Genomic DNA, 12,958 nt, shown 5'->3' with positions numbered 1-12,958 from the left:
CGGCCGGGTCCGCCTTGGCGAACCCGGGGCGCCGCCTTAAATACCCTGCTCTACAAATGCAACGGTCTGGGTCAATGCCGCGTCCAGGGCGCCGGCATCGGTACCGCCGCCTTGCGCCATGTCTGGACGACCACCGCCCTTCCCGCCCACTGCCGCAGCGGCCTGCTTCATCAAATCACCGGCTTTGAGTTGGCCAGTCAGGTCTTTGGTCACGCCTGCGACGAGAACGACCTTTTCCTCATGGACACCGCCGAGCAGGATCACTGCGCGGCCGAGTTTGTTTTTCAGTTGATCGACCAGCGCCAACAAGGCCTTGCCGTCTTGGCCGTCGAGACGCGCGGCCAGCACTTTCACGCCCTTGACGTCCACGGCCTGGGCTGACAGATCGTCGCCCGCGGCGCTGGCGGCCTTGGCCTGCAACTGCTCGAGTTGCTTTTCCAGCGCGCGGTTGCGCTCCAGCACAGCCGACAGCTTGTCGATCAGGTTGTCGCGACTGCCCTTGATCAGGCTGGCCGCTTCCTTGAGTTGTTCTTCCGCCGCGTTGAGGTACGCCAGCGCCGCTGCGCCAGTGACGGCCTCGATACGTCGCACGCCGGAGGCCACGCCGCCTTCGCTGATGATCTTCAGCAGGCCGATGTCGCCGGTGCGATTGGCATGGATGCCACCGCACAGCTCAACGGAGAAGTCGCCCATGCTCAGTACACGGACACTGTCGCCATACTTCTCGCCGAACAGCGCCATCGCGCCCTTGCGCTTGGCGGTCTCGATATCGGTTTCTTCGGTTTCTACCGGTGAGTTCTTGCGGATCTGCGCGTTGACAATGTCTTCCAGCGCCTTGATCTGCTCAGGCTTGATGGCTTCGAAGTGGCTGAAGTCGAAGCGCAGGCGCTGGCTGTCCACCAAGGAGCCTTTCTGCTGGACATGCTCGCCCAGCACCTGGCGCAACGCTGCGTGCAGCAAGTGCGTGGCGGAGTGGTTCAGGGAAGTCGCGTGGCGAACCTCGGCATCGACATGAGCGGCCACTGGGGCGGCGATCATCAGGCTGCCGGAAGCCAGCACGCCGTGGTGCAGGAAGGCACCGCCGGTCTTGGTGGTATCGCGTACATCGAAGCGCGAATTGCCCGCCTGCAGGTAACCGCTGTCGCCGATCTGGCCGCCGGATTCGGCGTAGAACGGTGTCTTGTCCAGCACGATCACGCCTTCCTGGCCTTCGCTCAGGATGTCGACCGACTGCCCATCCTTATAGATGGCGACGATCTTGGCCGAACCGGTGGTCGCGGCGTAGCCAGTGAACTCGGTCGCCACGTCAACCTTGACCACGCTGTTGTAGTCCATGCCGAAGGAGCTCGCGGAGCGCGCACGCACACGCTGGGCTTCCATCTCGCGCTCGAAACCTTCCTCGTCGAGGGTCAGGTTGCGTTCGCGGGCGATGTCGCCAGTCAGGTCCATCGGGAAGCCGTAGGTGTCGTACAGTTTGAACACCACATCGCCCGGGACCACGTTACCCTTGAGTTCGGCCAGGTCCTGCTCGAGGATCTTCAGGCCTTGCTCCAGGGTCTTGGCGAACTGCTCTTCTTCGCCCTTGAGCACGCGCTCGATATGCGCCTGCTGGGTCTTGAGTTCCGGGAAGGCTTCGCCCATCTCGGCCACCAGCGCCCCGACGATCTGATAGAAAAAACTACCCTTGGCGCCCAGCTTGTTGCCGTGGCGGCAGGCGCGGCGGATGATCCGGCGCAGCACATAACCGCGGCCTTCGTTGGAAGGCAGTACACCGTCGGCAATCAGGAAGCCGCAGGAACGGATGTGGTCAGCGACTACTTTCAGCGAAGCCTGGTTGTCGTTGGTGCAGCCGATGGCCTTGGCCGACGCGCTCAGCAGGCTCTGGAACAGGTCGATTTCGTAGTTGGAGTGAACGTGCTGCAGCACCGCGCTGATCCGCTCCAGGCCCATGCCGGTGTCCACCGACGGTGCTGGCAGCGGATGCAACACGCCATCGGCGGTGCGGTTGAATTGCATGAAGACGTTGTTCCAGATTTCGATATAGCGGTCACCGTCTTCTTCCGGCGAGCCCGGTGGGCCACCCCAGATGTCGGCGCCGTGATCGTAGAAGATCTCGGTGCAAGGGCCGCATGGGCCGGTGTCACCCATGGTCCAGAAGTTATCCGACGCGTAGGGCGCACCCTTGTTGTCGCCGATGCGCACCATGCGCTCAGCCGGGACACCGACGTCCTTGGTCCAGATGTCATAGGCTTCGTCGTCGGTGGCATAGACCGTTACCCAAAGTTTTTCCTTGGGCAGGTTCAGCCATTTGTCAGACGTGAGGAACGTCCAGGCAAAAGTAATGGCGTCACGCTTGAAATAATCACCGAAGCTGAAGTTGCCCAGCATCTCGAAGAACGTGTGGTGACGAGCGGTATAGCCGACGTTTTCCAGGTCGTTGTGCTTGCCGCCGGCGCGCACGCACTTCTGGCTGCTCACCGCACGGGTGTAGGCACGTTTTTCCTGGCCCAGGAAGCAGTCCTTGAACTGGTTCATCCCCGCGTTGGTGAACAGCAGGGTCGGGTCGTTGCCCGGAATCAAAGAGCTGGAGGCTACTCGGGTGTGGCCTTGCTCTTCGAAGAAGCGAAGGAAGGCTTCACGGATTTCTGCGCTTTTCATTAGGTTCTTCCACGGAGGCTGCGGCCAAAGGCCTGTGCAAAACGTCAACAGACGGAGCAACGGCAAAGGGCCGCATTATATCGGCCCTTCGCGTGGGGTACAGCGTGTTTATGCGATAGAAACTATCAATTACCCCGGTTCCCGGGTCATTGGCGGGAAAATTCGACGAAAGTGGTGATCACGTGATCGATTTGCGCCGCGCTCACGTCCATGTGCGTCACCATTCGCAGCCGTGAAGCCGCGCTGAGCTTGACGCCCCGCTCATCGGCAAACGCCTTGATCGCCTCGGCCCGCTCACCCATTTGCACGTAGACCATGTTGGTATTCACCGGCTCGACCTCGTAGCCCGCCGCGCGTATGCCTTCGGCGAGCCTCTGAGCATTGGCGTGGTCATCAGCCAGGCGCTGGACGTTATGGTCCAGGGCATACAGCCCCGCCGCAGCGAGGATTCCGGCCTGGCGCATCCCCCCGCCAACCATTTTGCGCAGCCGGCGGGCCTTGCCGATCAACTCGACCGTGCCACACAGGACCGAGCCCACCGGAGCACCCAGCCCCTTGGACAGGCACACCGACACCGAATCGAAATGTTGGGTGATTTCCCGGGCATCGACATTCAGCTTGACGGCGGCGTTGTACAACCGTGCCCCGTCCAGATGAAGGGCAAGCCCATGCTCCTGGGTAAAGCGCCGGGCTCGGGCCAGGTAATCCAGCGGCAGCACCTTGCCCTGCATGGTGTTTTCCAGGGCTAGCAGTCGTGTGCGGGCAAAGTGGAAATCGTCGGGCTTGATCGCCGCCGCGACGTGCGCCAGGTCTAACGAGCCATCCGCCTGCACTTCGAGAGGTTGCGGCTGGATCGAACCAAGCACCGCCGCGCCGCCGCCCTCGTATTTGTAGGTGTGGGCTTGCTGGCCGACGATATATTCGTCGCCGCGCTCGCAATGGGCCATCAACCCCAGCAGATTGCTCATGGTGCCTGAGGGCACGAACAGTGCCGCGGCAAAACCCAAGCGCTCGGCGAGCTCGGCTTCGAGACGGTTGACAGTCGGGTCTTCGCCATACACATCGTCGCCGGTCGGCGCGCTGGCCATGGCATCCAGCATGCCGGCGGAGGGTTGGGTGACCGTGTCGCTGCGAAGATCGATAACACTCATGAATCTGGCCTCGGGTTCTGGTGGGGAAAATTCCCTTTCTAAGGGCAATTACTGCGGGCATGGCGCGGAATAATCAAGCCCAGGACCACACGAACCATCCAAATCACCTGTGGTAGCGAGCTTGCTCGCGATGGCGGCAGTACGTCCACATCGATGCAAGCTGAACCACCGCTATCGCGAGCAAGCTCGCTCCCACAGGGGCTTATGTGTTAAAAATCCTCCGCCGTCACAAAATGTGCCGGCAAAACGTTCTCAGGGCGGGGTGCGATTCCCCACCGGCGGTAATTGCGCGCAATGCGCATAGCCCGCGAGCGCTTGGCACTTCACGGCTTTCGCGGTGCAGCGGCAAGGTCAGCAGACCCGGTGTGATCCCGGGGCCGACGGTCATAGTCCGGATGAAGAGAGAACGGGATCGACACCCAAGGGCCGACTGCGACTCTGTGCGCGGCGTACCCTCGAATCCCCTTCGATTCATGACGCCCTGTTTTTTACACAAACAGGAACCAGAACATGCAACCCACCGCAATCGACAGCAAGACCAAAACCCATCCGGGCGAGCGCGTCGCGTTCATCCAGGCCTGCTGGCACAAGGAAATCGTCGACCAGAGCCGCAAAGGCTTCGTCGCCGAAATGATCAGCCAGGGCTACCAGGAAAGCGACATCGACTTCTTCGAAGTCGGCGGTGCCTTTGAAATCCCGCTTCACGCCAAGTTGCTGGCCAAATCCGGCCGTTACGCCGGTATCGTCGCTGCCGGCCTGGTGGTGGATGGCGGGATCTACCGCCACGAGTTTGTCGCCCAATCGGTCATCACCGGCCTGATGCAGGTCCAGTTGGAAACCGAGGTACCGGTGTTCTCGGTCGTGCTGACGCCGCATCACTTCCATGCAGGCGAAGAACACCAGAAGTTTTTCTTCGAGCACTTCGTACACAAGGGTCAGGAAGCGGCGAAGACGTGTGCCGATACGCTGCATAAGACTCGGGCGTTGCGTCGCAGTGAGCAGCGGGCGGTAGCGGTTTAAAAGCCGCTAAAAAACCTGTGGGAGCGAGCTTGCTCGCGATAGCGGTGCTCCAGCCGACATCCTTGTGGCTGACACTCAGCTATCGCGAGCAGGCTCGCTCCCACAGAGGCATGTATCAAGCCTGAGATTCGGGTCAGGCCAAGTTTTCGTCAGTCGCTGGCACGATCAGGATGCCGGCCCGCAAACCATTCTTCACCTTGGGGTTCGGGAAGATGATCCGGGCGCCCTCTTCTTCGATCACCCAGCGGGTCTGGGCGATGTCTTCGGCCAGCACATAGCCTTTATCCAGCTCCGAGAAATTCTCGATGTCCGCGGGCAGATTCAGGCGGAAGCTGTCGCTGTGCTTGATGATTTCCCGCGCCACGCTGAACAGTTGCAGGCCGTCCAGGCTGTCCTCCAGCTCGGGCTCATTGCCTTCGATGATCTGCTGCAGACGGGTTTCCAGCAAGTTGACGTTGACGCCGTCGTTTTGCCCGAACGGCCGGGCCTTGCCCAGTTCCAGGGTGAAGGACTCGGCACCGAGCTGGTCGTAGGTGTAGGCGCTGAATACGACGGAGGGCTTGTTCTGCAGCAACACTGCTTCCATGCCCGCCGCGCGCAGGCGCGCCAGTTCACGGCGTGAGTGCTGGCGGCCTTCTTTCCAGGGGTACAGGGCGAACTGCTCGATCTTCGAGCCGCGAATGGCGGTGTGCAGGTCGTAGTGCAGACGGCTGCGGTCCGGCACGCTGAAAAAACTTGCGGCCAAGCGCTCCAGCTCACAGGCGCGCAACGCCTCGGGCCCGCCACTCAACTCATGGCGACCATTGAACAGCCGGTTGACGTCCTGCTCGACAAAGCGCTCGCCGCGACGGATTGCCTCGGGATTGCCGAACAGGAACAGAATGCGCGCCCGGGGCTTCAGGTCGCCACGGGCAATGTCATGCAACAGCCGGTCAAGCAATTCGATCGGCGCGGTTTCGTTGCCGTGGATACCCGCCGACAGCAGCAGGTCCAGGCCATTATCCCGGGCTTCGGGCGGCTTGACCTCCAGCGCGCCCTCGCTCAGCCAGCGCATCCGTACGCCTTCGACAGTCAGTTGAGTCTTCTCCGCCGGTTCACGGCCGGCGAGGGTCAGTTCAAGCAGTTTGCCGAGGGCGAGCATAATGCGGTTTCCTTAATGGTCGTGGCCGCAATCCGGGCCATGGACATGGTCATCGTCGCCGACGTCCGCCGGTTCCATTTCCAGTTGCAGGCTGACCAGGTTGGTCGCCAACGGACGCAACAGCAGGTTGGCGTATTCCTCGTCTCCTTCCTCCACGTCGACGCCGATCAGCAACTGACCACGGCCGTCCTGCTGGATCCACAGTTCCTTGCCCTGCCACATCACCGCGACGCGGGTGCAGGAGGTTTCCAGTTGCGTGCCGTCGGTGTCTTCAAGAATCAGCTGCAGGGTATCGCTCATGTTTTTACATTCTCGTCTGGGGATAAGGCAACGCGCCCTGCTTTGACTGTAGTCAGGTCGCGCGCGCTTTCAATTGATCTGGAAAGGATAGACCGAGCCAAGTTTAAGGATTTGTGTCAGCTCATCCAGGGCCGACCGGCATTCAAGCAGCAACTGCGGGTCCGCCAGGTCGTTTTCGGCCATGCGGTCGCGGTAGTGGCGCTCGATCCACTGGGTCAGCGAATCGTACAGCGGCGCGGTCATGATAACCCCTGGGTTGACGGCGGCCAGCTCGGTTTCGTTCAACGCCACGCGCAACCGCAGGCACGCCGGGCCGCCACCGTTCTGCATGCTTTGCTTGAGGTCGAAGACCTTCACTTCCCGGATGACACCGCCAGAACCCGTCAGGCCTTGCAGGTACTGCCAGACGCGTTCGTTGCTGCGGCACTCTTCCGGCACGATCAACAGCATCGAGCCATCGGGACGCGACAGCAATTGGCTGTTGAACAAGTAGGAACGCACCGCGTCATCCACGGTGACCGCCGAACGCGGTACACACACCGACTGAAATTTCCCACCAACCTTGGCGAGTTTGCTGCTCAGCTCGGCCAGCATCTTGTCGGTCTCGAGGAACGCATCCTCGTGATAGAACAACACCTCGCCATTGCCCACTGCGATCACGTCGTTGTGGAAAACCCCCTGGTCGATCACCGCCGGGTTCTGCTGGGCGTAGACCACGCCCTCTTCGCTCAAGCCGTGCAGGCGGGCAACGGCGCGGGACGCTTCGAGGGTCTGGCGCGCCGGGTATTTCTGTGGCGAAGGGAAACGGCTGTCGAATGCACTGCGACCGAACACGAAGAACTCGACACCGGCTTCGCCATAGGCGCGACAGAAACGCGTGTGGTTGGCCGCGCCTTCGTCGCCGAACTGTGCCACCGCCGGCAATGCGGCGTGGTGGGCGAAGTGTTGCGCGTTGGCAAACATCGCCCCCAGCACGCGACTGGTGGTCGGGTGTTCGATGCTGCGGTGGTATTTGCAGTTGAGGTTGGCGGCGGTGAAATGCACGCGACCGTCAGCCGTGTCGGCGCTCGGGCTGACGGTGGCGGCGTTGGCTACCCACATGCTCGAGGCCGAGCAACTGGCAACGAGCAACGGCATGGCTTCTTTGGCGGCCTGCTGGATGACCTGGGCATCGCTGCCGGCAAAGCCCAGCCGGCGCAAAGCCGCTACGTCCGGGCGCTCCTGCGGCGCCAGCACCCCTTGCTGGAACCCCATGTCCATCAGCGCTTTCATTTTCGCCAGGCCTTGCAATGCCGCTTCCTTGGGGTTGGAAGATTGCTGGCTGTTGCTCTGGGAGGCGACGTTGCCGTAGGAAAGCCCGCCGTAGTTATGGGTCGGCCCCACCAGACCGTCAAAGTTGACTTCATAGGATTTCATCAGCGAGGCTCCACGAGAATCTGTTTTTATAGGCATCAGTAAAGACCGCAGTGCGGGCTTCGTCGGATCGCCGCCCGGAGCAGGCTCGCTCCCACAATGGATTGTGCAATCCCTGTGAGAGCGAGCCTGCTCGCGAAACGGACTACACCATTTTTACGCCAGGCGTCAGGCTCGCCGGCATGACCAGGCTCGGCGTTTCCAGGGAAGCCACCGGATACGCGCAATAATCCGCCGCGTAATAAGCGCTGGCGCGGTGGTTGCCCGAGGCACCGACACCGCCGAACGGCGCGCTGCTGGCGGCGCCGGTCAGTTGTTTGTTCCAGTTGACGATACCGGCGCGGCTTTGCAGCCAGAACTGCTCGTAGCGCTCCTGGGAATCCGAAAGCAAGCCGGCGGCCAGGCCATATTGAGTATTGTTGGCTTCGCTGATCGCGCCCGCGAAATCCTTGAAGCGAATGACCTGCAGCAACGGCCCGAACAATTCCTCGTCGGGGCGCTCGGCCACGGCAGTGACATCGAGGATCCCTGGCGTCAACAACGCAGCCTGGGGTTGCGGCTGGGTCATGGCCAACAGCGGCACGGCGCCCTTGCCCAGTAAATGGTTTTGCGCATCCATCAGAGCCTTCGCGGCGGCAAGGGAAACCACCGAGCCCATGAACGGCGCCGGTTGCTGGTCGAAGGCCCCGACGTCGAGGGTCGAGCTGACCTGCACCAGGCGCGCCAGCAAGGCATCGCCCCAGGCGCCTTCCGGCACCAGCAAGCGGCGCGCGCAGGTGCAGCGCTGGCCGGCGGAAATGAATGCGGACTGGATGATGGTGTACACCGCCGCATCGACGTCGGCCACCTCATCGACCACCAACGGATTGTTGCCACCCATTTCCAGGGCGAGGATCTTGTCCGGGCGACCGGAGAACTGTTGGTGCAGAAGATTGCCGGTACGGCTGGACCCGGTGAAGAACAGCCCGTCGATCCCTGGTTCCGCCGCCAGGGCAATACCGGTTTCCCGCGCGCCTTGCAGCAGGTTCAACACGCCTGCCGGCAGGCCCGCCTCCGCCCAGCACTTGACCGTCAACTCGGCGACTTTCGGCGTCAGCTCACTGGGCTTGAACAACACGCAATTGCCCGCCAGCAGCGCAGGCACAATGTGCCCGTTGGGCAAGTGACCAGGGAAGTTGTAAGGACCGAACACCGCCACCACACCGTGGGGCTTGTGGCGCAGCACGGCGGTAGCGTCGCCCAGAGGGCCGCTTTTCTCGCCGGTGCGCTCGCGGTAGCTCTGCACTGAGATGGCGACTTTGTTGATCATGCTGGTGACTTCGGTGGCGGCTTCCCACAAGGGCTTGCCGGTTTCCTCACCAATGCAACGGGCCAATTCGTCAGCGTGCGTCTTCAGGGTGTCGGCGAACGCTTCCAACACCTGGATGCGCTCATCCAGCGAGCGTCGCGCCCAGTCCGGGAATGCCTGGCGCGCCGCCTGCACGGCGGACTCCACCTGCGCCGCCGTCGCGCCTTTTCCAGACCACAGCACTTGCTGGGTCACCGGGTTCAACGACTCAAAGACGTCGCCCTGGCCTTCCAGCCAACTTCCAGCGATGTACAACGATTTCATTATTTCGACTCCCGAGCGGCAGACAACGCCACGGCACGCACCTGGTCGCCAGCGTTGAGTTGAAGACGTTTGGCGGTCAGTGGATCGACCACCAGGGTGCCCGCGGCGAAACGCGCCGGCGCCGCCGTGATGCGGCAGTCCTGGCATTTGCGGTTATGAATGAGAAATGGCGTGGCGTCATCGCCGGGCGTGCCAACGGCCAGAACCAGCGCCTGGCTGTCGCGGATCGCGCGGATCTTGCCGGTCTCGCACTCGATGGCCGGGCCAGCGTCGAAGATGTCGACGTAGCCCTGGTAACTGAATCCTTCGCTCTTGAGCATCGACAGCGCCGGCTCGGTGTCGGGATGGACCTGGCCGATCACGGCCCGGGCGTCCTCGGACAAGAAGCAGGTGTACAGCGGGAACTTGGGCATCAGCTCGGCGATGAACGCTTTGTTACCGACCCCGGTCAGGTAGTCGGCCTGGCTGAACTCCATCTTGAAGAAGTGCCGGCCCAGGCTTTCCCAGAACGGCGAGCGCCCGTTGTCGTCGGACATGCCGCGCATCTCGGCGATGATCTTGTTGCCGAACAGTTGTGGGAATTCGGCGATGAACAGCAGCCGCGCCTTCGCCAGCATCCGGCCATTGAGGCCATTGCGGTAGTCCGCGTGGAGGAACAGCGAGCACAGCTCGGAATTGCCCGTCAGGTCGTTGGCCAGGAACAACGTCGGGATCTCCCGATAGATGTTCAGCTCTTGGGAAGCACTGACTGTCAGGCCAACCCGGAAGTTGTACCAAGGCTCACGCAACCCCACGGCGCCTGCGATGGCGGAAATACCCACCACGCGACCGTCATCGTCTTCGAGCACGAACAGGTAGTCCGCGTCGCCACGCCCAGCTTCGCCGCGAAAGGTCTTTTCGGCCCAGCCAACCCGATGGGCCAGACGCTCTTCATTGGCCGGCAAGGTGGTCAGGCCGGTGCCGGTGCTGCGGGCCAGGGCGATCAGAGCAGGTAAATCGCTGCTGCGTACGGGACGAACGATCATGCTATCTCCTCGAACGGGCCGCTCATGCCACCCGCGAAAACTGCTGTTTAAACCGCTACCAGGCGCACGCTGGCGCCTTCGCCAACACCCAGGGCTTCGGCTGCTTCCATGTCCAGCGTCACAGGTTTGCCTGGCGCGTAGTCGAGGTCGAGCAACACGGCGCGGTAATCCTGGAGTTGGGCATTGGCCACCAGGTACTGCCGCCCGGCGCCCTTGACGGTTTCGCCGATCTTCACCGGCACCACGCGGCTCTGGGCGATCGAGCGGATCCCCGAGACGCGAGCGTGCAGGGTCGGGCCGCCGTCAAAGATGTCGATGTAGTGATCGGTCTCGAAACCCTCGCGCATCAGGATGTCGAAGGTGATCTGCGCGCGCGGGTGGACCTGGCCCATGGCTTCCTGGGCGGCATCCGGTAACAGCGGCACGTAGATCGGGTAATGCGGCATCAGCTCGGCGAGGAAGGTCCGGCTTTTCAACCCGCACAGGCGCTCGGCTGCGGCATAGTTGAGGTCGAAGAAGTTGCGACCGATGGCGTCCCAGAATGGCGAGTCGCCGTTTTCGTCGCTATAGCCGACGATCTCGGTCACCACCGAATCGGCGAAACGCTCCGGGTGGCTGGCGACAAACAGCAGACGCCCGCGCGAGTTCAGCTCCGACCACGGCGAACCCACCAGTTCCGGGACCACGTAGAAGCTGGTCAGCAAGCTATTGCCGGTCAGGTCGTGGCACTGGGAGAGTACGTGGATCTTGTTGTGGATCTTCAGCTCACGGGAAGCGTGGACGAAGGTCTCGTTGCGGAAGCTGTAGAACGGTTCGGAATAACCCGCCGAAGCGACAATGGCCGAACAGCCGGCCAATCTGCCGGTGGCGGTGTCTTCGAGAACGAAGAAATAACTTTCTTCACCATTGAAGCTGACTTCGGCGGCAAACGAGGCCTCGCTTGCGGCGATCTTGTCGCTCAAGCGTTCCACGTCATCCGGCAAGGAAGTGACACCGATCGGACTGTCCGCAGCCAGACGCTGTACCTCGCCCAGATCAGCCATTTGCGCGGGGCGCATCACCAGCATGGTGTCACTCCTTAACTTGAAATAAAGGGTTCGACCGTAAGATCGATACACAGAAAATAAAACCGGACATTAACCCAGACATTGCAGTGGATCTCCTGTGGGAGCGAGCCTGCTCGCGATGCCGACGGCTCGATCTGCCTGGCGGACCGAGGCGGCCGCAATCGCGAGCAGGCTCGCTCCCACAAAAGCCGGCCCCAATGGAGCCGGACAAGTCTGAACTCAGCCTTGGGTCAACTTCACCGCGGCCCGCTCGAAGCGGTCCAGGCCGGCGTCGATGTCGGCGTCTTCCACCACCAGGCTCGGAGCGAAGCGGATCACGTCCGGGCCGGCTTGCAGGATCATCAGGCCTTCCTGTTCGGCGGCGTTGAAGATGTCCTTGGCCTTGCCCTTCCAGGCGTCGTTCAGCACGCAACCGATCAGCAGACCCAGGCCACGCACTTGGGTGAACAGGCCGTACTTCTCGCCGATCTGCAACAGCCGGGTCTTGAATTTGTCGTGCTTGGCCTTGACGCCATTGAGCACTTCAGGGGTATTGACCACATCGATTACCGCTTCGGCCACCGCGCAGGCCAGCGGGTTGCCGCCGTAGGTGGTGCCGTGGGTGCCGACGACAAGGTGCTTGGCCAGCGCTTCGGTGGTGAGCATCGCCGCGATCGGGAAACCGCCGCCCAGGCTCTTGGCGCTGGTGAGGATGTCCGGGACCACGCCGTAATGCATGTAGGCGAACAGCTCGCCGCTACGGCCCATGCCGGTCTGCACTTCGTCGAAAACCAGCAGTGCGTTGTGTGCATCGCACAGTTCACGGGCGCCCTGCAGGTAGGCCAACTCGGCCGGCAACACACCGCCCTCGCCTTGGATGGGTTCCAGCACCACAGCGCAGGTCTTGTCCGAGACCGCCGCTTTCAGAGCCGCCAGGTCGTTGTAAGGTACGTGGGTGATGCCCGTGATTTTAGGGCCGAAACCATCGGAGTACTTCGACTGTCCGCCTACGTTGACGGTGAACAGCGTCCGGCCGTGGAAACTGTTGAGCGCGGCGATGATTTCATATTTTTCGCTGCCGAACCGATCGAACCCGACCCGGCGGGCCAGCTTGAAAGCGGCCTCGTTGGCTTCGGCGCCGGAGTTGCAGAAGAATGCGCGCTCGGCGAAGGTCGCATCGACCAGTTTATGCGCCAGGCGCAGGGCTGGCTCGTTGGTGAACACGTTCGATACGTGCCACAGCTTATTGGCCTGCTCGGTCAGTGCACCGACCAGCGCCGGGTGGGCATGGCCCAGTACGTTGACCGCGATACCGCCCGCAAAGTCGATCAGCTCGCGACCGGACTGGTCCCACACGCGCGAACCGGCACCACGCACAGGAATGAAGGCTGCAGGTGCATAGTTGGGAACCATCACCTGGTCGAAATCGGCGCGTTGTACCGCGGCTTGCTCAACGGACATCGGAGTCTCCTGAAGAGGAACACCCGCCTGGAACTGGCGAGCTTGGTAAGGATTGTAAGGACAGTTTTCAGCCCGGCCTTGCCGCCAAGCGACAACTTCTTATAGCGCCAACCCACGTTTTGCGCGGGTTT

At 62.1% G+C, this 12,958-nt stretch carries 10 protein-coding genes and 1 riboswitch; of the genes, 1 reads left to right on the top strand and 9 read right to left on the bottom strand.

Annotated elements, in window-relative coordinates:
- Nucleotides 1-36: 36 nt before the first annotated feature.
- Together alaS and ltaE are read right to left on the bottom strand one after the other, a co-directional pair.
- A complete protein-coding gene (gene alaS / locus J3Q04_RS06545; RefSeq protein ID WP_434607342.1) occupies nt 37-2,658 on the bottom strand; it encodes an alanine--tRNA ligase in 2,622 nt (873 codons plus the stop codon).
- A 146-nt stretch (nt 2,659-2,804) separates the two neighbouring features.
- Nucleotides 2,805-3,809 carry a low-specificity L-threonine aldolase gene (gene ltaE, locus J3Q04_RS06540; RefSeq protein ID WP_434607344.1) on the bottom strand — a complete coding sequence of 335 codons (1,005 nt, stop codon included), beginning with the start codon at nt 3,807-3,809 and terminating at the stop codon, nt 2,805-2,807.
- A 244-nt stretch (nt 3,810-4,053) separates the two neighbouring features.
- Nucleotides 4,054-4,221, top strand: a riboswitch (FMN riboswitch).
- Between the two features lie 98 nt (nt 4,222-4,319).
- On the opposite strand from ltaE, the gene J3Q04_RS06535 reads away from it, so the two are divergent.
- A complete protein-coding gene (locus tag J3Q04_RS06535; protein ID WP_434607346.1) occupies nt 4,320-4,829 on the top strand; it encodes a 6,7-dimethyl-8-ribityllumazine synthase in 510 nt (169 codons plus the stop codon).
- A gap of 133 nt (nt 4,830-4,962) precedes the next feature.
- Here the strand turns inward: J3Q04_RS06535 and astE are convergent, their stop codons facing one another.
- The 7 genes from astE to J3Q04_RS06500 all read right to left on the bottom strand — a co-directional run bounded on the left by astE (nt 4,963) and on the right by J3Q04_RS06500 (nt 12,827).
- Nucleotides 4,963-5,970, bottom strand: coding sequence for a succinylglutamate desuccinylase (astE, locus tag J3Q04_RS06530; protein WP_434607348.1), 1,008 nt, complete (start codon nt 5,968-5,970; stop codon nt 4,963-4,965).
- 12 nt (nt 5,971-5,982) lie between these two features.
- A complete protein-coding gene (locus J3Q04_RS06525) occupies nt 5,983-6,270 on the bottom strand; it encodes a hypothetical protein (protein WP_003178862.1) in 288 nt (95 codons plus the stop codon).
- A 69-nt stretch (nt 6,271-6,339) separates the two neighbouring features.
- Nucleotides 6,340-7,686, bottom strand: coding sequence for an N-succinylarginine dihydrolase (gene astB / locus J3Q04_RS06520; protein ID WP_434607350.1), 1,347 nt, complete (start codon nt 7,684-7,686; stop codon nt 6,340-6,342).
- A 142-nt stretch (nt 7,687-7,828) separates the two neighbouring features.
- Nucleotides 7,829-9,298 carry a succinylglutamate-semialdehyde dehydrogenase gene (astD, locus tag J3Q04_RS06515; protein WP_434611648.1) on the bottom strand — a complete coding sequence of 490 codons (1,470 nt, stop codon included), beginning with the start codon at nt 9,296-9,298 and terminating at the stop codon, nt 7,829-7,831.
- A complete protein-coding gene (gene astA / locus J3Q04_RS06510) occupies nt 9,295-10,320 on the bottom strand; it encodes an arginine N-succinyltransferase (RefSeq protein WP_420767500.1) in 1,026 nt (341 codons plus the stop codon). Before astA ends, astD begins: the two co-directional genes overlap by 4 nt.
- 47 nt (nt 10,321-10,367) lie before the next feature.
- Nucleotides 10,368-11,387, bottom strand: coding sequence for an arginine/ornithine succinyltransferase subunit alpha (gene aruF, locus J3Q04_RS06505; RefSeq protein WP_420767501.1), 1,020 nt, complete (start codon nt 11,385-11,387; stop codon nt 10,368-10,370).
- A 219-nt stretch (nt 11,388-11,606) separates the two neighbouring features.
- Nucleotides 11,607-12,827, bottom strand: a complete 1,221-nt coding sequence (locus tag J3Q04_RS06500; protein WP_420767502.1) for an aspartate aminotransferase family protein — start codon at nt 12,825-12,827, stop codon at nt 11,607-11,609.
- Between the last annotated feature and the right edge of the window lie 131 nt (nt 12,828-12,958).

The organism is Pseudomonas sp. D4-21, assembly GCF_051132125.1.
Classification (GTDB): domain Bacteria; phylum Pseudomonadota; class Gammaproteobacteria; order Pseudomonadales; family Pseudomonadaceae; genus Aquipseudomonas.
Note: the sequence above shows the minus strand (reverse complement) of the source record. Positions and strands in the feature narration are given on the sequence as shown.

Excerpts from the sequence above, each read along its gene's own strand:
- J3Q04_RS06535 (WP_434607346.1), top strand. The coding sequence starts at position 4,320 with ATGCAACCCACCGCAATCGACAGCAAGACCAAAACCCATCCGGGCGAG.
- astA (WP_420767500.1), bottom strand. The coding sequence starts at position 10,320 with ATGATCGTTCGTCCCGTACGCAGCAGCGATTTACCTGCTCTGATCGCC.
- J3Q04_RS06525 (WP_003178862.1), bottom strand. The coding sequence starts at position 6,270 with ATGAGCGATACCCTGCAGCTGATTCTTGAAGACACCGACGGCACGCAA.
- aruF (WP_420767501.1), bottom strand. The coding sequence starts at position 11,387 with ATGCTGGTGATGCGCCCCGCGCAAATGGCTGATCTGGGCGAGGTACAG.
- ltaE (WP_434607344.1), bottom strand. The coding sequence starts at position 3,809 with ATGAGTGTTATCGATCTTCGCAGCGACACGGTCACCCAACCCTCCGCC.
- J3Q04_RS06500 (WP_420767502.1), bottom strand. The coding sequence starts at position 12,827 with ATGTCCGTTGAGCAAGCCGCGGTACAACGCGCCGATTTCGACCAGGTG.
- astB (WP_434607350.1), bottom strand. The coding sequence starts at position 7,686 with ATGAAATCCTATGAAGTCAACTTTGACGGTCTGGTGGGGCCGACCCAT.
- astE (WP_434607348.1), bottom strand. The coding sequence starts at position 5,970 with ATGCTCGCCCTCGGCAAACTGCTTGAACTGACCCTCGCCGGCCGTGAA.
- alaS (WP_434607342.1), bottom strand. The coding sequence starts at position 2,658 with ATGAAAAGCGCAGAAATCCGTGAAGCCTTCCTTCGCTTCTTCGAAGAG.